Raw genomic sequence first — 22,406 nt, 5'->3', positions numbered from 1 at the left:
TTCAGGGCACCAGGACCGCTGCGTCCGGATTCCAGCCCAAGGTCGCGCGCTCTCCATACGCGGGAGCGGGCTGTCCCGGCGGTAGGCGCACGATCACCGTTTCACCCTCGTCGAGATCGACGATGAGACGCGTCTCGGAGCCGGCGTAAACGGCGTCGGCGACGCGACCCACGACGGTGTTTCCCTTGTCGCCTCCGAGGCTGATCTGCTCAGGGCGGACCACGATGGCGGCTTCCGCACCGGAGCACGTGGCGCCTGCGGGCAGGCGGAATTTTCCATGCGGCGTCGAAAGACGGATCTCCCCGGTCGAGGCAGTGTCGACCTGCCCACGGAAGATGTTCGAGATTCCGATGAAGTCGGCCGCGAAGGCTGTCGCCGGACGGGCGTAGATCTCCTGGGGAGAGCCGAGCTGCTCGATCCGTGCATGATTCATCAAGCAGATCCGGTCGGAGAGGGCGAGCGCCTCCTCCTGGTCGTGCGTCACGTAGATGATGGTCGCGCCAGTTTCACGGTGCAGCTGCTTGATCTCGATCTGCATATGCTCGCGCAGTTTCTTGTCGAGAGCGCCGAGCGGCTCGTCCATGAGGATGATCGACGGCTGGTAGACGAAGGAGCGGGCGAGCGCGACACGCTGCTGCTGCCCGCCGGAAAGCTCCCGCGGAAAGCGCGCCGCCAGATGGTCGAGCTGCACCATCGCGAGCGCGTCCTTGACCCGCTGCTTGACCTGTGCCGCGGACAGCGCGCGCATGCGCAGAGGAAACTCGATGTTCTCGGCAACGGTCAGGTGAGGGAATAGCGCGTAGTGCTGAAACACAAGACCGATGTCGCGTTGGTGGACCGGCGTCTGCGTCTGGTCGCGGCCGTCGATGAGAATGCGTCCCGAAGTCGGCTCGACGAGACCGCAGACCATCTGCAGCAGCGTCGTCTTGCCCGACCCCGACGGCCCGAGCAGGGTGAGGAACTCTCCCGTCGGAACGGTCAGATGCGTCGGCTCCAGCGCCGTGACGGCGCCATAGCGCTTCGACAGGCCTTCAATGATCAGCTTCGGCGCGGTCACGCCATCCTTCGCCACCGTCGTCATCGTAGCGTATTCCTTCCTTCGTCTCGAAGCCGTGTGCGGGCGCGGTATCGAGCGGGTCCGCGACACACGCCCAACAGGAGAATGCAAGAAGAGCTGGCTCTGTAGAACCCGAGAGGAGCCGCAGGACATAGGCTCCGCAGCCGAACCACCGTCGGGCATCAGCGAAAGCTCACGCGCACCCGGCTCATGAGCTCCAGCTCAGTCTCGCCGGAACGCGCCGCCGCCCCGGAATTCCGTCTCCCGGATCGAAGCGGCGGCGCTCGCAATCAGGTCAGAAGCCAGCTGTTGAACCGCTCGGTCACCGCGGCGCGGTTCGCGCTCCACCAGTTTTCGTCAGCGACCCGCATCTTCTTGAGATTCTCGGGTGAGGTCGGTAGCACCTTCGCCCGCTCCTGCGAGATGCTCTTGTAGGCATCGAGATTGGTCGGTCCGTAAGCCAGAACGTCCGTGAAGGCGGCCTGACGGTCAGGGGCAGAGCAGAACTTGATGAACTGCTTCGCGGCGTCCGCGCGCGGGCAGCCCTTGGGAATTGCCCAGCCCTCGATGGAATAGAGACCCTGCTCCCAGACGATCGTCGCCGGTGCACCGCCGTCGATCGCCGCCTGGAGGCGCGCGTTCCAGCCACTGATGAGATCGACCTCGCCACTCTGAAGGAGCTGGGTCGACTGTGCGCCGCCTGTCCACCACACGGCAATGTGTTGCTTGATCTTGTCGAGGCTCTTGAATGCGCGGTCGACATCGAGCGGATAAAGCTGATCGATGCTTACGCCGTCAGCCATCAAGGCCTGCTCGAGGGAGTCGATGGGGTTCTTGCGCAGAGAGCGGCGGCCGGGGAACTTCTCCACGTTCCAGAAGTCGGCCCAGCTCTTCGGTGCATTGTCCTTGAAGCGATCGTTCCTGTAGGCGAAGACCGTGGAATACACGTCCGTGCCCATCCAGAGATCGGTGATTGCCTCCGGCATCAGGCCGGGCGCTGCATCCCGGGTGAAGCCGATGGGTTCGAGGAGGTTCTGCTTCGCAAGGATGTCCCGCGCCGAAAGGGTCAGCGTGCAGACATCCCAGGTGTAGGACTTGGTTTCGACAATCGCCTTGAACTGGGCCGTGGGTTCGGCCTCGCGGGCCACGCTGACCACCTTGATGCCGGTCGCCTTTTCGAATGGGTCGTAGAAGGCCTTCCGGAAGGCGGGGCTAAAGGGGCCGCCGGGATCGGCGACGGTGATCGTCGTTGCCGCCAGAGCCCGGCCGGAAAGGCCCGGCATTCCGAGGGCCAGGGCTGCGCCGCCTGCCGTCTTGAGCAGGTGCCTCCGGTTCATCGTCAGACTGGTATCGCTCATGTTCGTCCTCCTGTTTCCGCAGGTCGTGAACCCGCATTCCCTCACGTCGTGGCAGGGGCTTCAGCCCTTCTTTGCCGCGGCCTTGCGAGCCAAGAACTGTTCCATCATCCGGGCCGGTTCTCCGGATGCGTATGCTTCGCGCTGAATACGGGCGCCGGCGGCAAGGCTGTCACGAAAACCTTCCTCCGTCATTTCACGAAAGCGCTGACGATCCAGGCGCATGGCGACAGGAGGCTTGCTCGCGAGGAGTTCTGCAAGTGCCAGCGATTCACTCATCACCTTGTCCTGCGGCACCAGGCGGTTGATGACGCCGATATGGTGGCATTCATCCGCATCCATCATGCGGCCAGTCAGCGTCAGGTCAATGGTTCGAGCGAGGCCGATGATCTCGCGCATGATCCAGGGACCGGTGGTGCTGGCGATTCCGGAGTTGATCTCAGGCTGGCCCATGGTCACGCCAGGGTGGCCAACCCGAAGGTCGCAGAGGAGCGCCACCTGAAAGGCCGAGCCAGCTGCGACGCCGTTCAATGCCGCAATAATGGGCTTCGAGAGCGACCGGATGCGGTCATAGAGGCGCTCCCATTCGCCGATCCACTGCTCCGCCCGATCAGGGTCGAAAGTCTTGGTCTCGTTGAGGTCCTGCCCGGCCCCAAAAGCCCGGTCACCTGCGCCGGTGAGGATGATGGCGCGGACTGCGGCATCCTCCTCCATGGCCGTCAGGGCGGCGGTCAGTTCGTCCCGCATGGCCGCGTTCCAGGCATTGAGAACCTGGGGGCGATTCAAGGTGACGATGCCGACAGCACCCTGCCGCTCACTCAAGACAAATTCGGCCATAGCCCGGATCCTTCTACTCGGTTTATTGCAATGCAATAGCTATTATTGTATGTTCTGCCCAATCGGGTGCTATTGTCAACTACCTTCGAGATTTTTATCGAAGCCGTTCCAATGAGAGAGAATTCAAGAATGGCGATCAGCAAAACAAAGAAGATCGAAGAAGAGGCACCGGCAAAGCGCGGCCGTGCCACAGATCCGCTGATGGTGATGTCGGTCGAAAAGGCCTTTCGTGTGCTTTCGGTCTTTGATCAGCAGAGCGCGAACCTGAGCCTTTCCCAGATCGCCGCCGCGACCGAGATGGATGTCAGCGCGGCACAGCGCTTCACACACACGCTGACTCGGCTGGGCTATTTGCGAAAGGACCCCAATACGAAGCGGTTCGAACTGACGGCCAAGACGCTCCAGCTGGGCTCCCATTACCTGCGCAGCAATCGTCTTGTGGAACGGGCGATGCCCTATCTCATGCACCTCTCCAAGGAGACGGAAGAGACGATCAACCTCACCGTGCTCGACGACACCGAGATCATTTTCATCTCTCGCTTCATGAGCCGGCATATGCTGAACACGAATGTCATCATCGGCTCCCGCATGCCGGCCTATTGCACGGCTCCCGGCATGGCGATCCTGTCGCGTCTGCCGGAGGATGAGGCCGTCGCGATCCTCGAGCGCTCCGACCGGAAGCCGATCACTCCCTCAACAACGTGGAAGCTCGACGATCTCGTGAAGAAGCTGCGCGTTTCGCGGGAGCAGGGATACGCCACCGCCTTCGATGAGTTCTATCGCGGCGATGCATCCATCGCCGCAGCGGTCATCGCGGCAAACGATCGTCCGGAAGGCGCAGTCAACATCGCGGTTCCACTCTCGCGTTTCTCAAGCGAGGAAGTCGTGGAGCGCTTTGCAATGCACATCATTTCCGCAGCGCATTCCGTCTCGTCCACCTAAGACGCAAACGCCTGACACCCGGGGAGCCGTATCGTCCCGGAGCCCAGCGTCTTTCCCTTGACAGCGGTTTTCCGACAATCTTACCATTCCACAAAAATTATTGCATCGCGATAAAAGTGTGGTGGTCAAGGATGCCGGACGAGACAAAGCAGACGGCGCACAAGGGACAGTTCGTAAGGGTTGTCCCCCGTCACGGCACAAAGCTGCGTCTTACGATTGACGGGGCCGCGGTCGAGGCTGTCGAGGGCGACAGCCTGCTTGCGGTGCTCCTGCTGAACGGAAGAGTTGTCCGGCATCTCGAATTCGGCGGCGAGCCCCGCGCCGGCTTCTGCCTGATGGGAGCCTGTCAGGATTGCTGGGTCTCTCTCGGAAACAGCGAGCGCGTGCGGGCATGCACGACCCTCGCGGCCGACGGCATGGTCCTATGGACTAATCCTCGGAAGGATAACGTCGATGCCTGATGTGGTGATCGTCGGTGGCGGCCCGGCCGGTATACGGGCAGCATCCATTCTGGTCGAGGCAGGCCTGAGGCCGGTTCTCGTGAATGAGGCACGTGAAGTGGGAGGCCAGGGTTACCGAAAGCCGGCCAGAAGCCTTGCCCTCGATATCAACGCGCTGATGGGCTCGGAGGCAGGGAAATACCAGCGCCTGCATTCACTGTTCGCTTCCCTCCGAGAGCGGATCGATTATCGCCCCGGCACCCTTGTCTGGGGCATCCATGAGAAGACGCTCCACACACTGTCCGATGATGTGGCGGGTACGATCCCGTATGACGCGCTGATCCTCGCAACCGGCGCTACGGATCGCATCATGCCGTTGCCGGGATGGACACTGCCCGGCGTCTTCACCCTGGGCGGCGCACAGGTGATCCTCAAGGATCAGGGTTGCCTGATCGGCAGCCGTATCGTCTTCCTCGGCAGTTCGCCGCTGCTGTTTCTGGCGGCGCTGCAATACCGCAGGTCCGGTGCATCGATTGCGGCAGTCGTGGATACGACTCCGTTCTCCGCAAAACGGGCGGCCATACGCGACCTCGCGGCGAGTCCGCGAACGCTGGCACGGGGGGTCATGTACCGTACGGCACTCCACATGGCCGGTATTCCTGTCCTGGACGGCGCAACGCCGCTCGGGATCGACGGCAAGGATCATGTCGAGGGAGTTCGGGTCAAGGATAGCCGGGGGCGCGAACGGCTCATTTCCTGTGATGCCGTCGCGTATGGCCACGGCCTCAAGCCGGAGACGCAATTGGCCGAGCTGGCCGGGGCTCGTTTCCGGTTCGATCCGGACTTCCGGCTGTGGTTGCCCGAGACGGATCTCGACGGACGAGCCGGAGCCGACCTCTACCTAGCCGGTGATGGGGCAGCTATCGGCGGAGCGGATGCCGCAGAGGCCAGCGGTGCGCTCGCCGCTCACGCGCTGCTCGCGGACATGGGTCGGCCGCAGTCGGAGACCGAGCTAGTGCGCTTGCGGCGGCAGGTCGAGCGCTTGCGGCGATTCCAGAAGGGGCTGGCCCAGGCTTTCGCATGGCCGATCGCGCAGGCGGCTGCACTTCCCGACGAGACCATCGCCTGCCGATGCGAGGCGGTGACAGTGGGCGAAATTCGCGCTGCCGTTCAGGCCCCGCTCGGCCCGCGAGAGGTCAATCGCGTCAAGGCCATCACGCGCTGCGGCATGGGCCGATGCCAGGGGCGCTTCTGCGGTCCGGCCCTGCAGGAGATCGTGGCGGGCGCTTGCGAAGCACCAATCGCGGAAGCCGGTCGATTGCGCATACAGGCGCCGGTGAAGCCCATTCCTCTTCATGCAGCCTTGGAGCTAGAGCCATGACGACAAAGACGACACGGGTTGTCGTTGTCGGGGGCGGGCTCATCGGCACTTGGACAGCGTTCTTCCTGGTCAAGCGCGGATGGGATGTGGTCCTGATCGAGAAAGGCGTCGTCGGGGCCCAGTCGAGCGGGGTGAATTTCGGCAACCTGCGTCTGCAGGGACGCCATCCGGGGCAGTATCCGCTTTCTCTCAGGTCGCAGGCGATCTGGGAGGAAATCGAAGGCCTGATCGGCGACCGTTGCGAGTTCGAGAGAACCGGCCACCTCTACGTTGCGATGAACGAGGCCGAGCAGGAGAAACTGGAGCAGCACGCACGGGTCGCCGAAGGGCATGGACTCGCGATCGAGCGGATCGGCCGTGATGAACTTCGCCGTCGTTGGCCATGGCTGGGGGAGGGACTTCAGGCGGCAACCTATTCGGCACGAGATGCCACGGCCAATCCTCGTCTCGTGTCGTTGGCCGTGGCAAGGGCCGCACAGCGCCTTGGCGCTGAGATCGTCGAGCATACGCGCGTGACGGAGGTGCGTCGGAACGGCGTCGGCTTCACTGTGGAGACCGATACCGGGCTCGTGGTGGACTGCAACGCCGTGGTGAACTCTGCTGGAGCTTGGGCTCTGGCCATTGCCGAAGCCTTCGGCGAGACGGCGCCCATGTTCGCAGCCGGGCCTCCGCAATTCGTGACCGAGCCTATTCCCTATCAGGTCGTGCCCTCCGTGCAGGCGGTGGACGGTTCCGTCATCTTTCGGCAGATTCCGCGCGGCAATGTCATTTTCGCAGGCTATCCGCGGACCGCGGCGGATCCGGTGCTCAACCGGGCTCCCGTGCCGCCGAACAAGACCCTCAGCGGCATGCGCAATCTCGTGAGGATTGCTCCGTTCCTGAGATCGGCGCAGGTCATTCGCGTCTGGTCAGGCATAGAGGGCTATCTGCCCGACATGTTGCCGGTCATCGGCGAGAGCGAGACGACTCCCGGTCTGTTTCATGCCTTCGGGTTCTGCGGGCATGGTTTCCAGGTGGGGCCTGGAGTCGGTGCGGTGCTTGCCGATCTCATCGTGGATGGCAGAACCGACACTCCGATTGCTCCTTTCTCCATCAGTCGCTTCAGGAACGCGGTTCAGGTCTCGGACAAGCTGGCGCATGAATTCGATGCACCGGCTGCTCCCGGCGGTCGAGCAGGGTGAAGCCAATGAGGAGACTGCTTTATCTTTCGAGCGAGGACATTGCCGCACTCGAAATAAAGCCTCGGGCCGCACGAGAGGCGCTTGCGCATGCCTTCCGGCTGCATGCCGAGGGGAGGACCCACGTTCAGCCGAAGCTCACCGTGCCCATCGGTCCAGGGCACTTTTTTCAGTCCCTCTGCGCTGCCATGCCCGATCCGCCATTCGCGACGACGAAATGGATTGGGGTTGCTGCGGACAACGACGAGCGCGGGCTGCCGAACGTCAACGGTCTGATCGTGGTGAGCGATTTCACGACCGGAGTTCCGGTAGCGGTTCTCGACGGAAACAGCCTCACGGTGCTGCGCACGGCTGCCATGTCGGCCCTGGCAGCTTCCTATCTTGCTCGTGCCGACAGTTCCACCATAGGCTTCATCGGATGTGGCGCCCAAGCCTACGGGCATCTCGCCAGTCTCCGGGATGTGCTGCCTGGGCTCCGCAAAGCCGTATGCAACTCACGTCGCCGCTCGTCCGCAGAAAAACTCGCGGTGTACGCGCGGGAAATCGGCCTCGACGCCGAGGTGGCGGATCATCCGGGCGAGGCACTCGCCTGCGACGTGGTCGTTACGACGGTTCCGGCGCAGCCCGGACTCGAGCCGTTTCTTGACGCTTCGCTCCCGAGGCCCGGGTGCTTCGTCGCCGCGGTCGATCTCGGCCGTCCTTGGCGCGGCGAGGCGCTGCGCACGTTCGACATCCTGGCCACCGACGATCATGCTCAGGCGGCCGATCCGGCCAACCGAGCCAAGCTCCGCTACCCGGGTCCCTTCGATGCGGATCTGGCATCCCTCGTGGCCGGGACTGCTACCGGCCGCACGGATGAGGGGCAGCGCGCCATGTTCCTTTTCCCGGGCTTTGCTCTCGGCGATCTCGCCATCGCGGCCGAGGTCATCGCCGAGGCCGGGCGAACCGGCCGCGGACTACATCTGCCACTTTGAGGGAGGGGGCCTTGGCCAACATCGCCATTGTCGGAGCAGGCGTCATCGGGGTCTCGTGTGCTGCCTTCCTCCAGCGGGACGGGCACTCCGTTACGATCTACGATCCGTTGCCACCGGGGAAGGGATGCTCCTTCGGCAATGCCGGAAGCATCGGCCCCGGCTCCGTGGTGCCCCTGTCGACACCGGGCATCGTGCGACAGGCCGTGTCGTGGATCGCAGATCCCGACAGTCCGTTGTGGATCGATTGGCGCTACCTGCCTCGCGCCATGCCCTGGCTCGCCAAATTCATTGCGGCGGGAGCACGGCCGCGCATCGACGGCATCGCAAAGGCGCTCCGTTTGCTCCACGCCGACAGCTTCAGGCATTACCGGACGCTTCTGGGTGTCGATGCCGGAAGCCTGCTTCATGTCTCCGGTCAGCTCTATCTCTACGAAAGCGATGCAGCCTTCGCCAAGGATGCTCTCGGCCGAGAGCTCAGGGCTTCGCTCGGGATCCGTTCGGAAGTTTTGGGTCCCGACGAGATCCGTGAACTGGAGCCTTCACTGGGGCCTCGGTTCGTAAAGGCGATCTACCTTCCTGATTCCGGCCATTGCAGCAATCCGCATCGCCTTGTGGCAACCATAGCCGAAGACGTCGCTCGGAACGGGGGACGCTTCGTCCGGGCATCGGTCAAGGATTTCGAGCAGGATGCCGGACAGGTCCGTGCCGTCATGACGGAGGCTGGCCGCATGCCATGCGATATGGTGGTCATAGCAGCCGGCGCATGGTCCCAGCGGTTGGCCGCGCGGCTCGGCCTTCGGATCCCACTCGAAAGCTTGCGCGGCTATCATGTGATGCTGCCCATGCCGACGCCGGCTCCAAGCCGCCCGCTCTATCCGCTGGCCTCAAAAATCATGATGACGCCGATGGAGCACGGCCTTCGGATTGCGGGAACGGCGGAGATCGCTGGTCTCGACGCACCGATGAACGAGCGGCGTGCCGCCGCACTCGGGAGAATCGCGAAGCGCTATTTCCCCGGCATTGCCGGCGAACCGATCTCCGTTTGGATGGGGCACCGCCCAGCGACACCCGATTCCCTTCCGGTTATTGGACCTTCGCCTCGGCACAGGAACGTTGTGCTTGCTTTCGGCCACGGCCAGACAGGGCTGATCGGCGGCTCAACAACGGGCCTGCTGGTCTCTGACCTGGTCGCAACCAGGAAACCGACAATCGATCCTTATCCTTATCGAGCGAACCGCTTCTAGAGCATCGTGCTTCAGAAGTGGACCCGGTCTTCACTGCCGTGGCCCTTCGGGTCGCTTAAGCGGACCTCCGGTTCCGCCCCGAACGATGCGCTGCTCTCAAGAATGAGCATCGGATCGATCCCAAAAGTGCATTCCACTTTTCACGTGCGAGGCTCTAGCAGCCTGACCTGCGCATGGAAGAGCCTCGCAACCGATCAGGAGATCATTCACCCGTGTGGAGCGAGCCGCAGAGACGAGGCGTGGGCTCGATAGAGCTCAGTTCCAATAACTCATAAGGAAAAGGTAATGTCCGCAAGTGGCACTTCTCGGACCTGCACCGAATGTCTCCTTTAGGGCGGAGAAGCAGACGTTCCTGACCGGTAGGGGAGTTTCCGAGTCTGACCCATTCGAGACCTTCGGCAATGGCGCAAAGGGATGTGATGTCTGGCCGACGATGGCCGGCCAGTGACGGAGCCCGGGAGTGTGAATCTGACGTTGCCTCAGGGAAGGTGCTCAATCCATCATGGCCTGTCCGCCGATGCCGTGGACGTTCCTTTCGACTTCGACGCTTGTCGCGCAGGTGCAGCTACTTCTGCACCGGGTGCTCCGCCTTGCGGATTTGAATGCGAACCCGATCGGGGCCTACCTCATCCGGCCGGCCACTGGTGTCCATGTCGGTTCTGGCCCGGGTCATGTCCGGGGAGCCGGTGAGATCGTGTCCCTCTCCTGTGCCGCCCTGGGCAGGATTGGCGGATCCTGTGAGACTGCCAGCCGGCCCTGCGGCTTCCTGCCATCCTTCGGAGCGCCAGAGGGCCTGCTGCTCCTCGAGGTCCAGCACGCCCTCTTGGTCCAGGATGCTGACGACCTCGTCGATCTCGCCGTCACATTTCACGATGACCAGGGAACCACCGCGGCGCACACCCTCGGCATAGGCATGCGCATCGGCTCGCGACACGCCCTCATCTTCCAAGAGGGGAGCCAGATTGTGCGGGGTCGACCAGATGTCGATTCCATCTCTTGGGATGCCAGCCTGCTCCAGGCGGTTTGCGGCGCTTGTTGCGTGCTGCTCGTTATGGAAGAGGGCGGTGACAGTTTTGGTCATCGGATCGATCTCCTGCAAGGCTGTGCGGTTTCGAACCCGCTTGCGAAGAGCTAAGCCGGTTATGCTGGACGGCAGGCGTACTCGGGAGCGCTGGCGCGGCGGCCCGATCTACAAGGGCTCGGCCGACGGGCCGTCTGGCTCAATCTGCGACCCTGCCAATGTACCACCGAGCACCTAGCTTTACCATCTGCCCGCGCGATCCCTCCTTCGTGAACGGCACCACCTCACCTGAGCAAGTCCGACAGGAGCGGCTTCAAGACTGTGTTTCATGGAGTTCACGCGCAAATCCTCAGAGGTCAAATAGCCGCTTGAGTGGAGAACTCCGAGAGGTCGGCTCATGACACTGAGCGGAAGTAAGCCGAACGTCCCCGTTTGCGGGACGAGCGGACCCTTACACAGCCGCGCTGAAGGGCAGTGCCTGACCCAAAAGCGACCTCCAGCACATAGCGCCAGCCCGATGCCGATGAGTAGACCCCGCTCTCGACTACCCTACCTTGAGTAAAAGCAGCCGGTCTCCGCACGTTGCGTGGAGATGGGTTGGGTCGTCCGCGTTGAGGTCCGGGCAGGACGGTTGAGCAATATGAGCCTATGGAGGGAATGGGCAATGCAGAGCGCGACGTTGAGAGCAGTTGCCGTGGCAGCCGTTGTATTTGGGAGCCTGACAGCCGCGAAGGCGCAGGACACGATCTTCTACTCAACTCAGCTCCGGCCCATCGAGGAAGCCACCAAAGTCCGCGAGGTTTTGCTGAAAGGCGTTCCCGGCAAGGTGACCTATGTGGTGGACGAGCCGCCCGCCTTCGCCGTGCGCCTGAAAGCAGAAACGCAGGCGGGAAAGCGCACGATCAGCCTTGTCGGCGCTCTCCATGGGGAGCTTCAGCCCCACGTTCCGGACGATCTCCAGCCCATCGAAGATGTGGCGGCCAAGGTGAGCAATCTCGGCATACCGGCCAACCTCATGCAACTCGGCAAGCTCGGCACGGACAAGCAACAATACATCCCGTGGATGCAGGCGACCTATATCATGGTCGCCAACAAGCAGGCGCTTCAATATCTGCCGGCCGGCGCCGACATCAATGCGCTCACCTATGAGCAATTGCAGCAATGGGCCAAGGCCATCGCCGACCGCACGGGACAGCGCCGTCTCGGTTGGCCCGCCGGACCGACGGGCCTGATGGCGCGCTTTTTCCAAGGCTACTTCTACCCATCGTTCACGGGCGGCGTGGTGACGCCGTTCAAGTCCGCCGACGCCGAAGCGGGTTGGAACATGATGAAGCAGTTGTGGACGGTCTCAAGCCCCAACTCCACCAGCTACAACTTCATGCAGGAGCCGCTTCTCGGGGGTGAGATCTGGATCGCATGGGATCACGTGGCCCGTGTCAAGGAAGCGCTGGAGGCTCAGCCCGATCAGTTCGTAACCTTCCCGGCGCCCGCAGGCCCGAAAGGGCGCGGCTACATGCCGGTAATCGCCGGCCTTGCGATCCCGAAGGACGCGCCCAATCATGACGGCGCAGTAGCCGTGATCCAGCATCTCACCAAGCCCGAGACGCAAATCAAGACCGCGCAGGAGGTGGGCTTCTTCCCGGTCGTCAAGGCCGAGTTGCCTGCGGATCTGAGCCCAGGTGTGAAGCTGCTGTCCAGCGCCGTGAGCGCGACACAGAATGCCAAGGACGCAGTGGTTTCCCTGCTGCCGGTGGGGCTCGGCGCCAAGGGCGGTGAATTTAACAAGGTCTATATGGACACGTTCCAGCGCATCGTTCAGCGCAATGAGCCGGTGAAGGCCGTTCTTGAGGACCAGGCCAAGGTGCTCGACACCCTGATGAAGCAAACCGGCGCGCCTTGCTGGGCCCCCGACAAGCCAAGCCAGGGGGCCTGCATCGTCGATTGACGTTGCCTCAAGCCCGGCGGGGGCCACCCGCCGGGATCCATCCTGCCCGATGGGAACCGTCATGACCTCGCGCGCCTCCTGGATCCCATATGCACTCATCGCTCCGGCGGTGTTGTTCCTTGCCGCCTTCTTCATCGTGCCGCTGGTGCAGACGATCTGGCTCTCCTTCTCGTCGGAGGAGGGCGTAGGGCTCGCCAACTACGCCCGCATGGCGGGTGACCTCAACTTCTCGCTCGCGATCCGCAACACCTTCCTGCTCACCGCCATTGTCGTGCCGCTGCAGGTGGCGCTCGCACTCCTCATGGCCGTGATGCTGACAAAGATCGAGCGCGGACGCGATCTCGTGCTCTGGGTGCTCACCATCCCGCTCGGCATCTCGGATCTCGCGGCGGGCCTCGCCTGGCTCGCCATCCTGCAGAACACAGGCTACCTCAATTCCGCACTCTATGGGCTCGGCCTCATTCCTGGGCCCACCGGCTGGCTCACTCAGGAAACGCCGGTCGCGCTGTTCATCGGCATCGTGCTGGCCGAACTATGGCGAGCCACAGCCATCGTGCTCGTCATTGTGGTGGCGGGCATCCAGCTCATCCCGAAGGAATTCGCCGAAGCTGCCGAAATCTTCGGCGCGAGGCCCTGGACCCGCTTCAGGAAAATCACGCTTCCGCTGTTGAAGCCGAGCCTGCAGTCGGCTCTGATCCTGCGCACGGTGCTTGCCTTTGAAGTCTTTGCCGTCGTGTATGCCCTCGGCGGAACCAACTTCCCCGTACTCGCCGGGGAAGCCTACACTTGGCAGAACATCAACCAGAACTACGGTGTCGCAGCGGCTTACGCCGTTCTCATCATGGCGATCTCGCTCGCCGCCACCGCGCTTTACCTGAGTATCCTGCGCGTACGTCCGGAGCAGCAGCCATGACGGCCACTGGCATAACCACGCCCCGTCCTGCCCCCACGAGCGGCATCGCGGTGCCAAGTGCGCGCCGATTCCTGCTCTGGACGGGGATCGTGGTTCTGCTCATCTGGGTCCTGCTGCCGATCTATTTCGTGGCGCTCGGCGCGTTCGGCGGACGGCTCGGCGTCTTTCGGTGGCCCAAGTCCATCTGGCCCACTGACGTATCGGTTGCGCCCATGATGCAGTTTCTCGGGATTGAGGGCGTGTTCAGCGCGCTCATCAATTCACTGATCGCTGCAGGACTCACCGTGCTGTTCTCCGTTCTTCTCGGCGCGCCCGCTGGGTACGCTCTTGCGCGCTATGCCTTTCGCGGACAGACGGCGTTTCGCCTGATGGTGCTGCTCACGCGGGCCTTTCCGCTCGCGATCCTGGCGCTGCCGCTGACCGTGTCGTTCATCCGGTTCGGCCTGTACGACACTCCTTTCGGCGTTTCGCTGATCCACACGGTGCTGGCTCTGCCCTTCGCGGTTCTCGTCACGCAGAGCTTGTTCATGGGCATTCCGCGCGAATATGAGGAGGCCGCCTGGGTGTTCGGCTGTACCCGGCTCCAGGCCTTCATGAAGGTCGTGCTGCCGCTCGCTCTGCCGGGACTTGCGGCGACCGCGATCTTCGCCTTCGTGATTTCGTGGAATGAGGTCTTCGCCGCGTCGATCCTCACCGTGCGCGAGCGGACGCTGACGGCCTACCTCCTGAAGGTTCTCTCCGAGAGCCCGCTGCATTACCGCTTCGCAGGCGGCTTCATCCTCATCATTCCATCCGTGCTCTTCATCTTCGCGGTCAGGCGGTACCTGTTCGCGGTCTGGGGCATCGCGAGCAAATAGCGGAGATCACGATGGCCGATATTGTCATCGATCGGGTTGCCAAAAGCTTCGGAGATTTCCAGGCGCTCAAGGAGGTTTCCCTCTCCGTCGGCGACGGCGAATTCGTCGCTCTGCTGGGACCCTCTGGCTGTGGCAAGACCACGCTTTTGCGCATCATCGCCGGGCTCGAAACGCAGAGCTCCGGGCGCGTCGTGATCGGCGGGCGCGATGTGAGCGGGCTTGCGCCGCGTGAGCGCGGGCTCGCCATGGTGTTCCAGAACTATGCCGTCTTTCCACACATGACCGTCTTCGAGAACATCGCCTTCGGCTTGCGGATGCAGAAGGTCGGGCAGGTGGAGGTGAAGCGGCAGGTGGACCGTGCAGCGGCGCTTCTGCACATCGATCAGTATCTTGATCGTTATCCGGCCAAACTGTCAGGCGGTCAGCGTCAGCGCGTGGCAGTGGCCCGCGCCTTGGCCGTGCAGCCCGCCGTGCTTCTGATGGATGAGCCCTTGTCGAACCTCGATGCGTTGCTTCGGCTCGAAATGCGCACCGAGCTGAAGGCGGTTCTGCGGGAGGCCGGCACCACCACGATCTATGTCACGCACGATCAGACCGAAGCGATGGGCTTGGCTGATCGCATCGCCGTCATGTATGGCGGGCGAATCGACCAGATCGGCACACCTCTCGAGGTCTATGCCACGCCCGCTACACGTTTCGTCGGCGGCTTCATCGGCAACCCGCCGATGAACTTCATCAAGGTGAAAGCCTCCGGCGGGCAGATCCGCGTTGGCTCCGCCAGCCTGCCTGCTCCCGTCCGCGACGCGGAGATCGATCTGGGGCTCCGGGGCGAAGATGCCGCCCTGTCGGCAGATGGATCCGGCATTCCGTTCGATGTTCGGGTTGTGGAACCCATGGGCTCGCACCTTCTGCTGACGGGAGCGATCGAGGGTCAGCTCGCCCGCATCGTGACGCCACCAACCGCCAGAGTTCAGGCCGGCGAGCGCGTCGGCTTGACCGTGGATCCTTCACGCCTGACATGGATCGATGCCGCTACCGGGCGCGCTATTGCCCGAACCTGAGGACGCATGATGAGTGACGATATCAAGCTCGACCGGCATGACGACGCGCGCGCGATCCTGGCCCGCAACGACCGGGGTGGCTACACGGTGCCCACCGACAGGCTCTATCCCTTCCAGTGGAACTGGGACTCGGCTTTCGTGGCCATGGGCTTCGCCACCTTCGACATCGACCGCGCCTATCGCGAGTTGGAACGGCTCATCGAAGGTCAGTGGGAAGACGGAATGATTCCTCACATCGTCTTCCATGCGCCGAGCGACACCTATTTTCCAGGTGCTGATGTATGGGGCACCCGCCACAGGATTCCGACCTCCGGCATTACCCAGCCGCCGGTCTTCGGCATGGCGCTCCGTTTTATTCACGATGCTGCCGTCGCTGCAGGGCGGCAGGATGCACTTGAGAGAACACGTCCCTTGTTCGCGGCGGCCCTGCGTTCCCATCGCTGGTGGATGAAGGCGCGCGATCCCGAGAGGAGGGGCCTCGTCGCCATTCTTCACCCATGGGAGAGCGGCAGCGACAATTCTCCGGCCTGGGACGAGGCGCTCGCTCGCGTGCCCACAACCACGACGACGCAGATCCGACGCAAGGATACAGGCCATGTCGATGCGGCCATGCGGCCGCGAGACGTGGACTACCAGCGCTTCATTCATCTGGTCGACACATACCGCGATTGCGGCTGGAACCCGGAGAAGCAATGGGCCTCGGCTCCCTTCAAGGTTGCCGACGTGCAGATGACGGGAATCCTGGCGCGGGCGACGGCGGATCTCATCCGGCTCGCGGCTGTGCTTGGGGCGCAGGATGAAGTCGCCGAATTATCGGAGATGCATCGCCTCCTCACGGAAGGGCTGGGGCGCCGCTGGCGGGATTCTCTCCGGCGCTTCGTGTCGCTCGACCTTGTCTCGGGCGAGGATATTGAAGCGCCCACGCAAGCAGGCTTCATCCCCCTTGTGGCGGTCACCCTTGATGGTCAGCAAAGAGCCGCTGTGGCGGCGGAGATCGCGCGATGGTGTGACGGCATGGTGGTAAGCCTGCCGTCCACGGCGCCCTTCTCCCCGGCTTTTGAGCCGAAGCGCTATTGGCGCGGTCCGGTTTGGGCGGTGATCAACTGGCTCATGGCCGATGGCCTTCGTGCCAATGCCATGAACGAACTCGCCGGTAGCCTTGAACGGGGGACCGTATGGGCTATCGAGCAGGCCGGGTTCTGCGAATATTTCGATCCGACCACGGGTGAAGGATTGGGAGGTAACACATTCTCCTGGACAGCTGCGGCTTACCTTGTCCTCAGCCGTCGTGTCACAGACGGCTGAGATCTTTGTAGTGTCTCGAAGGATCGATTTCGTGAACGAAGGTCAGCTCCTGGCACTTCTCGGAAGGAATGCCTTAGTCCGCTTTCTGCGCAATAAACGGACCTTCATGGAGCGCTTGGAAATTCAGTCTCTGACCCGGAGGCGACCTTCAAGGGGCCATGTTGCCTCGGGCCTATGGGTCTCGCACGAGGTCCGGCAGGACCTGAACCAGGGCCTGAGGGTCGAACGGCTTCTGCCATCGTGGGATGTCCTGGTACCGATCCGGCACGGCGGTCTCGTCATAGCCGGTGGCGAACACAACCGGGATGCCACGGGCTGCGAGAGCCTCCATCACCGGGAAGACCATCTCGCCGTTCAGGTTGATGTCGAGAATGGCGGCATCGAGGCGCTCGCCCGTGGCCAGGATCGCCTGCACCTCATCCCGGGACGCCACCGGCCCGACCACCTCCGCTCCGAGCGCGTGCAGCGCCCGGGCGATGTCGCGGGCGATGAAATACTCATCCTCGGCAATCAGCACCCGGCGGTTCGCCAGAGCGCCACGGGGTGGAGCGGTCATCCCTCTCCCCTAATCTATGCCTCGTCAGGGGCTTCCGGCAGGAGTAAGCTAGCAGCGGTCGCGCCCACAGTAGCACAGGTTCTGCGGCCGTGCTGTTGGATTCGACGGGGAAGGCTGGACGGTCTACCTCCTGACCGCACCGCCGACCATGAGATTAGAGGCTTACGCAAACGTTTGGCTTCCAAGGAAAAGCTGTCTTCGGTTGATAATGTCGGCGTGCAATCGGGAGTAGATTTCGCCCTCCTTGCTGTTGTGAGTTTTGATATCCTTGCCGGGATTGCCCGCGTCCGGTTCCGGGACGTCACGTCGGACCATCCGCAGGCCAAGTTGGACCCTTGCTTCAATGTCGAGTGACAGACCACATTTAACCGTTACCGATGACGGTTCTCGGCGCTTTCCAAGGATCCGCGAGCTGGAAAGGATCGCGGGCGGACACCCGCTTTTGCCCATCCTTGAAGTTTTGCCGGCCGCTGTGTACACCACCGATGCCGCGGGGCGGATCACCTTCTACAACCAGGCCGCCGTTGACCTGTGGGGGTGCCGCCCAGAGCTCGGAAAGAGTGAATGGTGCGGCTCCTGGCGCCTGTTCTGGCCGGATGGGCGGCCAATGCCGCACGATGAGTGCCCCATGGCCGTCGCGCTGAAGGAGGACCGGGCCATCCATGACGGGGAGGCCATCGCCGAGCGTCCCGATGGCACACGGGTTCCTTTTCTGGCCTCTCCGACTCCGCTGCATGACGCTTCCGGGGCGGTGATCGGAGCCGTCAACATGCTGGTCGACATGACCCAGCGCAAGAAGGCCGAGGAGCACCAGAAGGTGCTGCTGGCCGAGTTGCAGCATCGCGTCCGGAACACCCTCGCGGTCATCCGCTCCATCGCGCACCAGACGGCGGAGACAAGCGAGACGATCGAGGACTACGCGATGCATTTCGACGGCCGGCTTGGTGCCCTTGCCCGGGTGCAGGCGGCGGTGACGCGGGATCCCACCGCCGGGATCGCTCTGGCGTCCCTGGTCGCGGAGGAGTTGCTCTCCTTTGCGGCCCAAGAGGGCGAGCAGTTCAGCCTGTCGGGCCCGGACCTTCGTCTCCAGCCCAAGGCGGCCGAGACCTTGGGCTTGGCGATCCATGAGCTGGCGACCAATGCGGTCAAGTATGGGGCGCTGGCGAGCCCCAACGGGGACGTGACGGTAACCTGGCGCCTGGAGGACCAGGACGGCGACCGAAGGCTGAGGATCGAATGGACGGAGGCGGGGGTGCCGGAGCTCTCGCTCTCACCCCGGCGCAGCGGCTTTGGGACCGAGCTTCTGACGCAGACCTTGCCGTACCAGCTCAGGGGAACAACGATGCTGACCTTCAAGCCGGGCGGGCTCCAATGCACCATCGAGCTCCCGGCCAAAAGGGTGTTGCAGTAGCAGGAACCGGCGGATTGGTGCGGCTGGTGCGCTTCATGCCAAATGCTTGGACTTTGCGTGTGCGTCCTATGCCTGGCACGGCTGCGATCCCAGCAGTCGGCACGAAGGTCGCCTCCCGGCACGTTCCAGACCTTGCATTTTGGTCAGCTTGTAAGCGGGAGGCGGACGTTCGAATGGCCAGAGGGATTTCCGCCTTTGACCCGGAGCAGACCTTAAGTTGATCGGCAGGAGGTAGGTATCTACCCCCTGCGCAGGTGACGTGGGCTGACAGAACCAGCCAGCTAACCTCGATGAACCAGGTAGCCACCAGCCGAATGCCTGCAGAAAGGATCGCGGTCACCGTGATCCAGCCGAGCACGTTGGTCCATCGGCTGTTCACCCGATGGCCCATGAGTGCGCCGCCGAGAAAAAGTGCATGACGACGGGTGGTTTGGGACATGATTAGATCCCTACGAGGGCCGGCCGGCAACTAAAACGCTGATGCACGCCCGTCGTCGATGGAGGCCAACCAAGTTCGCCCAGGCTGTCTCTGCCACAGTGATGCGCGGCATCTGGTTTCGACCGAAACCAAGAAAGTCCATCCGGCGTTACCGAACCGTAGCAGTTTGGTTGTGAGGTCAGGTCGATGCGGCAGTTCCTGCGGGACAACGGGTTGTCAGTGACATTGTTTCTGCTGTTCCTGATCTCTCTTATTGGCCAAGCAGTCGTAGGCTGGAGGGCGAATGTCGAGGAGCTTCGCCTGCATGATCTGCCGGAGATCGGCTTTCTCGCGTACCTGACGACCGGCCACTTTATCTCGGCGGTGTTCGAAAACTGGGAAAGCGAGTTCCTCCAGATGGCGGCCTACGTTGTGTTGACTATCTTCCTGTTCCAGAAGGGCTCGTCCGAGTCCAAGAAGCCCGACGAGGACAACCCCGAAGAAGAAGCGCCGGAAAAGCACCGTCACGATCCAGACGCACCCTGGCCCGTTCACCGCGGCGGGCTGGTCTTGAAGCTCTACTCCCATTCGCTCAGCATCGCCTTGGTGGCGCTGTTTCTTCTGTCCTTCTGGTTGCACTTGGCGGGTAGCACACGGCGGGCGAACGAGGAGGCACTCCAGCACCAACAGCCCACCCAAACCATGGTCAAGATGTTGGGTGATCCGGAGTTCTGGTACGAGAGCTTCCAGAACTGGCAGAGCGAATTCCTGTCGATCGGAGTGCTTCTGGTGCTCGGCATCTATCTGCGCGAGCGCGGCTCACCCGAGTCGAAGCCAGTGGCGGCTCCGCACGCTACGACCGGGCACTGATGGCCGTCGGTCCAAAGTCTCATGAGGGACAGCATCTGGCCCCAATCACAGAGCTCTGCGACCTTCAAGTCTCCTGTTCGAGGAACTCGGCCACTGTATATCCGTCTGGATTGTCGCCCAGGCAGATGAAATCCAGGAAGTCCTCCGGAACCTCATCGAGGCTTCTGATCATCCGAGGCTTCTTGTCCCCATCGAAGTAAGGCAAAAGGCTCTCCTCATCCGCATCGCCCTGGTCCTCATACTCAAGGGTATGGAGAAGGCTGTCGACATCCTTGGCCAAGGCGAAGATCGCGGTTGGCTCTCCGTCGGCTGTGACGTTGAGGCGGTACAGCTTCATCGGTTGCAAGCCTCTCTGCAGTTATTCAGGCGATAGGTCCGGCCAATAGAGAAGCCGATGGAAGTTATGTCTGGGTTAAGAGACGTGGATTCGAACCAGACGCCGATCCTATGCTGTTCAGCGATCACGACTTTGGCCGTGTCTCCGGCGATGACACGGTCGTCCCATAGCACCCAGCCTTGCCCGCCGACGCGAACGCCAGATGAAGCGCTTCAAGTCAGCGCGACAGGCGCAGCGCTTTCTCTCGATCCATGACACGATCAGCAACCTGTCTCACCCGCGGCGTCAGCGCATGACCGCCACTCCCTGTCGCCAAGCCCGCAGGGCAGCCTTCGAGGCATGGGCGGACATTATCTCTGTGGTGCGTGTCGCCTGAAACCAATCTCTTCGCCTCCGGAATTCGGCCGAATGCCCGTTGACGTGACGATGCCGGCCAAAGGCGCAGAAGACTGAGAAGAAAATACCCCTTTTGCTTCACCTGTGGTTGGGTTGATCCGCTTGCGAAGCTTGGGCTTGCCCGACACAATTCTGTGGTCGCAGATCCAAGGGATTGCCACCATGAAGCAACAAGCCGTAGGAGTGAGGTCTCCGCGCCTGCTGGATGCCTCAGCCAAGTTCAAGGCTTCGGTACAGGACATCCCGGTGCGCCAGGCTCGCACTTCCGACGAGCCGTCCAATCCGATTTACCTTCTTGCCGCAATCACCATTGGCATTCCGATCCTGTTGATGATCCCGTTGGTCGGGATGAATCCCGGAGTGCAGGAAGGGATGCTCGCAACCCTGACGATGTTCTCCGTGTTTTCTGCCTTCCTCGCTGCTGCGGTCTTCGAGATCAAGAGGCTTGCCGACCAGCCCTCCGATGCCGAACACCATCAGGGCAGAGGTTAGAGGGCCTTCGGATTCTACTCGCCATCAATCCGATTATGGTCGCTTCTTCTCAGGGAACCCACTCTCCCGCGCCTTTTTTGCCGGTGGACCGGCTCAGGTCCTCTGGCTGGTTACGACCGCGAACAGAGGCATGCTCTCGCTCAGGCCCTTGAGAGTATAAGCGCCTCGATCCTCCAGGCGCAGATTGGACCCTGCCACCAGATCGCGCACCGTTCGCGAGACCAGCACCTGCCCAGCCTCTGCCAGCGCAGCGATACGGGCTGCGATGTGAACCGCAATGCCGCCGATGTCCTCGCCCTTTATCTCGATCTCGCCCGTATGGACGCCGCAGCGGACCTCCAGGCCCAGCGTCCTCACGGCTTCGGCAATCGCCGTGGCGCATCTTACCGCTCGGGCGGGACCGTCGAATGTTGCGAGAAAGCCGTCGCCGAGGGTCTTGACCTCACACCCCCGATAGCGAGCAAGCTCCTCCCGAACAAGCTGATCGTGCTGCTCCAGCAACCCCTGCCAGCGCCGGTCACCAAGCTCCACGGCTCTCTTCGTGGAGTCCACGATATCGGTGAACAGGACGGTCGCAAGAACCCGGTCAGGTTCGAGAGTGGCTCGTGCACCTGTCAGGAATTCTTCGATCTCGTCGGCCAGACGATCAACGTCGCCCACCCAAGCCACGTGATCGGAGCCGGGGAGCTCAACGTACTTTGCGCCGGGAATGACAGTCCCGAGGTAACGGCCTGCGTCCACGCTGACCCTCGGATCACTGGTGCGATGCAGGACAAGGGTCGGTACGCGGATCGCCGGAAGGATGTGACGAACGTCGATCTCGTTGTTCATTCGCATGAGCGCAAGCACGGCGGACGGGCTGGCCCCGAGCCGCTCGAAACGTGCCCACCAGCGCTTGAAGCGCTCGTCAGACAGCTTGCTGGGCGCAAAGGCTTTCAGGCTTGCGCCGGTTCCCCAGTCCCGCTCGATCATTTCAAGAAAGGCTGTGAACTTCTCGGGCGGCAGCACCCAGGACGGGAAGTGGCCGTAAGCTCCATAGAGCACCAGCGCTTGCGTGCGCTCAGGGTAGGTTGCGGCAAAGAGCGTGCTCATTGCGCCTCCCTCCGAGATGCCAAAGAGGGCAGCCCGCGTGCTCCCCACCGCATCCATGACGGCGCGCACATCGTCCATACGCTCCTCGAGGGTCGGCAGGTTTCCGAAGCGGTCGGAGAGGCCGGTTTCACGCTTGTCGAACAGGATCAGGCGGCTGAACGAACTCAGGCGGGAGAGGAAGTGCGCCAGGGTTGGTTCGTCCCAGTAATGATCAAGATTGGAGATAAAGCCTGGGACGAAGACCAGATCGAGCGGACCCTTGCCGATTACCTGATAAGCGATGCGAAGATCGCCGCTTCTGGCGTAGCGCGTTTCAACTATCAT

General features: G+C 62.6%; 22 protein-coding genes. 15 read left to right on the top strand and 7 right to left on the bottom strand.

The features are described 5' to 3' along the window. Position 1: 1 nt before the first annotated feature. From AA309_RS21085 to AA309_RS21075, 3 genes are all read right to left on the bottom strand, one after another. A complete protein-coding gene (locus AA309_RS21085) occupies positions 2–1,081 on the bottom strand; it encodes an ABC transporter ATP-binding protein (RefSeq protein ID WP_047190977.1) in 1,080 nt (359 codons plus the stop codon). 266 nt (positions 1,082–1,347) lie between these two features. Further along, positions 1,348–2,415 (bottom strand): ABC transporter substrate-binding protein, encoded by a 1,068-nt coding sequence (locus tag AA309_RS21080; RefSeq protein ID WP_047190976.1) that lies wholly within the window; start codon positions 2,413–2,415, stop codon positions 1,348–1,350. A gap of 60 nt (positions 2,416–2,475) precedes the next feature. Next, positions 2,476–3,249 (bottom strand): enoyl-CoA hydratase/isomerase family protein, encoded by a 774-nt coding sequence (locus tag AA309_RS21075; protein ID WP_047190975.1) that lies wholly within the window; start codon positions 3,247–3,249, stop codon positions 2,476–2,478. Positions 3,250–3,378: 129 nt separating this feature from the next. Between AA309_RS21075 and AA309_RS21070 the strand changes: the two genes are divergently transcribed. From AA309_RS21070 to AA309_RS21045, 6 genes are all read left to right on the top strand, one after another. Continuing rightward, positions 3,379–4,191 (top strand): IclR family transcriptional regulator, encoded by an 813-nt coding sequence (locus AA309_RS21070; RefSeq protein WP_047190974.1) that lies wholly within the window; start codon positions 3,379–3,381, stop codon positions 4,189–4,191. Positions 4,192–4,322: 131 nt separating this feature from the next. Continuing rightward, positions 4,323–4,652 (top strand): (2Fe-2S)-binding protein, encoded by a 330-nt coding sequence (locus tag AA309_RS21065; protein ID WP_047190973.1) that lies wholly within the window; start codon positions 4,323–4,325, stop codon positions 4,650–4,652. Further along, a complete protein-coding gene (locus AA309_RS21060; RefSeq protein ID WP_047190972.1) occupies positions 4,645–6,012 on the top strand; it encodes an FAD/NAD(P)-dependent oxidoreductase in 1,368 nt (455 codons plus the stop codon). Before AA309_RS21065 ends, AA309_RS21060 begins: the two co-directional genes overlap by 8 nt. Then, positions 6,009–7,193 (top strand): NAD(P)/FAD-dependent oxidoreductase, encoded by a 1,185-nt coding sequence (locus tag AA309_RS21055; protein WP_047190971.1) that lies wholly within the window; start codon positions 6,009–6,011, stop codon positions 7,191–7,193. Before AA309_RS21060 ends, AA309_RS21055 begins: the two co-directional genes overlap by 4 nt. Before the next feature lie 5 nt (positions 7,194–7,198). Next, positions 7,199–8,164: an ornithine cyclodeaminase family protein gene (locus tag AA309_RS21050; RefSeq protein ID WP_047190970.1), complete on the top strand. Its 966-nt coding sequence runs from the start codon at positions 7,199–7,201 to the stop codon at positions 8,162–8,164. Between the two features lie 11 nt (positions 8,165–8,175). Next, positions 8,176–9,408 carry an NAD(P)/FAD-dependent oxidoreductase gene (locus AA309_RS21045; protein ID WP_052954901.1) on the top strand — a complete coding sequence of 411 codons (1,233 nt, stop codon included), beginning with the start codon at positions 8,176–8,178 and terminating at the stop codon, positions 9,406–9,408. Positions 9,409–9,973: 565 nt separating this feature from the next. Here AA309_RS21045 and AA309_RS21040 read toward each other — a convergent pair. Beyond that, positions 9,974–10,489, bottom strand: coding sequence for a hypothetical protein (locus AA309_RS21040; RefSeq protein WP_150117673.1), 516 nt, complete (start codon positions 10,487–10,489; stop codon positions 9,974–9,976). Positions 10,490–11,093: 604 nt separating this feature from the next. Between AA309_RS21040 and AA309_RS21035 the strand changes: the two genes are divergently transcribed. From AA309_RS21035 to AA309_RS21015, 5 genes are all read left to right on the top strand, one after another. Beyond that, positions 11,094–12,374 carry an ABC transporter substrate-binding protein gene (locus tag AA309_RS21035; RefSeq protein ID WP_047190968.1) on the top strand — a complete coding sequence of 427 codons (1,281 nt, stop codon included), beginning with the start codon at positions 11,094–11,096 and terminating at the stop codon, positions 12,372–12,374. Positions 12,375–12,435: 61 nt separating this feature from the next. Next, a complete protein-coding gene (locus AA309_RS21030; protein ID WP_047191013.1) occupies positions 12,436–13,287 on the top strand; it encodes a carbohydrate ABC transporter permease in 852 nt (283 codons plus the stop codon). Continuing rightward, positions 13,284–14,144 (top strand): carbohydrate ABC transporter permease, encoded by an 861-nt coding sequence (locus AA309_RS21025; protein WP_047190967.1) that lies wholly within the window; start codon positions 13,284–13,286, stop codon positions 14,142–14,144. Before AA309_RS21030 ends, AA309_RS21025 begins: the two co-directional genes overlap by 4 nt. Positions 14,145–14,155: 11 nt before the next feature. Beyond that, entirely contained in the window at positions 14,156–15,205 is a 1,050-nt protein-coding gene (locus AA309_RS21020) for an ABC transporter ATP-binding protein (protein ID WP_047190966.1), read from the top strand. 6 nt (positions 15,206–15,211) lie between these two features. Continuing rightward, a complete protein-coding gene (locus AA309_RS21015; RefSeq protein WP_244470431.1) occupies positions 15,212–16,510 on the top strand; it encodes an MGH1-like glycoside hydrolase domain-containing protein in 1,299 nt (432 codons plus the stop codon). 172 nt (positions 16,511–16,682) lie between these two features. Here AA309_RS21015 and AA309_RS21010 read toward each other — a convergent pair whose 3' ends face one another. Further along, positions 16,683–17,066 carry a response regulator gene (locus AA309_RS21010; protein WP_047190965.1) on the bottom strand — a complete coding sequence of 128 codons (384 nt, stop codon included), beginning with the start codon at positions 17,064–17,066 and terminating at the stop codon, positions 16,683–16,685. Positions 17,067–17,508: 442 nt separating this feature from the next. On the opposite strand from AA309_RS21010, the gene AA309_RS20995 reads away from it, so the two are divergent. Both AA309_RS20995 and AA309_RS20990 read left to right on the top strand, forming a co-directional pair. Beyond that, a complete protein-coding gene (locus tag AA309_RS20995; RefSeq protein WP_160310519.1) occupies positions 17,509–18,477 on the top strand; it encodes a sensor histidine kinase in 969 nt (322 codons plus the stop codon). A gap of 625 nt (positions 18,478–19,102) precedes the next feature. Continuing rightward, positions 19,103–19,765: a DUF6766 family protein gene (locus AA309_RS20990; RefSeq protein ID WP_047190961.1), complete on the top strand. Its 663-nt coding sequence runs from the start codon at positions 19,103–19,105 to the stop codon at positions 19,763–19,765. Positions 19,766–19,829: 64 nt separating this feature from the next. Here the strand turns inward: AA309_RS20990 and AA309_RS20985 are convergent, their stop codons facing one another. Continuing rightward, positions 19,830–20,102, bottom strand: a complete 273-nt coding sequence (locus tag AA309_RS20985; RefSeq protein WP_047190960.1) for a hypothetical protein — start codon at positions 20,100–20,102, stop codon at positions 19,830–19,832. 202 nt (positions 20,103–20,304) lie between these two features. Between AA309_RS20985 and AA309_RS35400 the strand changes: the two genes are divergently transcribed. Both AA309_RS35400 and AA309_RS20980 read left to right on the top strand, forming a co-directional pair. After that, positions 20,305–20,478 carry a hypothetical protein gene (locus AA309_RS35400; RefSeq protein ID WP_160310518.1) on the top strand — a complete coding sequence of 58 codons (174 nt, stop codon included), beginning with the start codon at positions 20,305–20,307 and terminating at the stop codon, positions 20,476–20,478. A 182-nt stretch (positions 20,479–20,660) separates the two neighbouring features. Further along, positions 20,661–20,990 (top strand): hypothetical protein, encoded by a 330-nt coding sequence (locus AA309_RS20980; protein WP_150117672.1) that lies wholly within the window; start codon positions 20,661–20,663, stop codon positions 20,988–20,990. Positions 20,991–21,083: 93 nt separating this feature from the next. Here AA309_RS20980 and AA309_RS20975 read toward each other — a convergent pair whose 3' ends face one another. Then, on the bottom strand, positions 21,084–22,406 hold the full coding sequence (locus tag AA309_RS20975) for an adenylate/guanylate cyclase domain-containing protein (RefSeq protein ID WP_047190958.1): 1,323 nt from the start codon (positions 22,404–22,406) through the stop codon (positions 21,084–21,086).

The sequence above is a fragment of the Microvirga vignae genome (assembly GCF_001017175.1).
In the GTDB taxonomy this organism is placed as follows: Bacteria; Pseudomonadota; Alphaproteobacteria; order Rhizobiales; family Beijerinckiaceae; genus Microvirga; species Microvirga vignae.
Note: the sequence above shows the minus strand (reverse complement) of the source record. Positions and strands in the feature narration are given on the sequence as shown.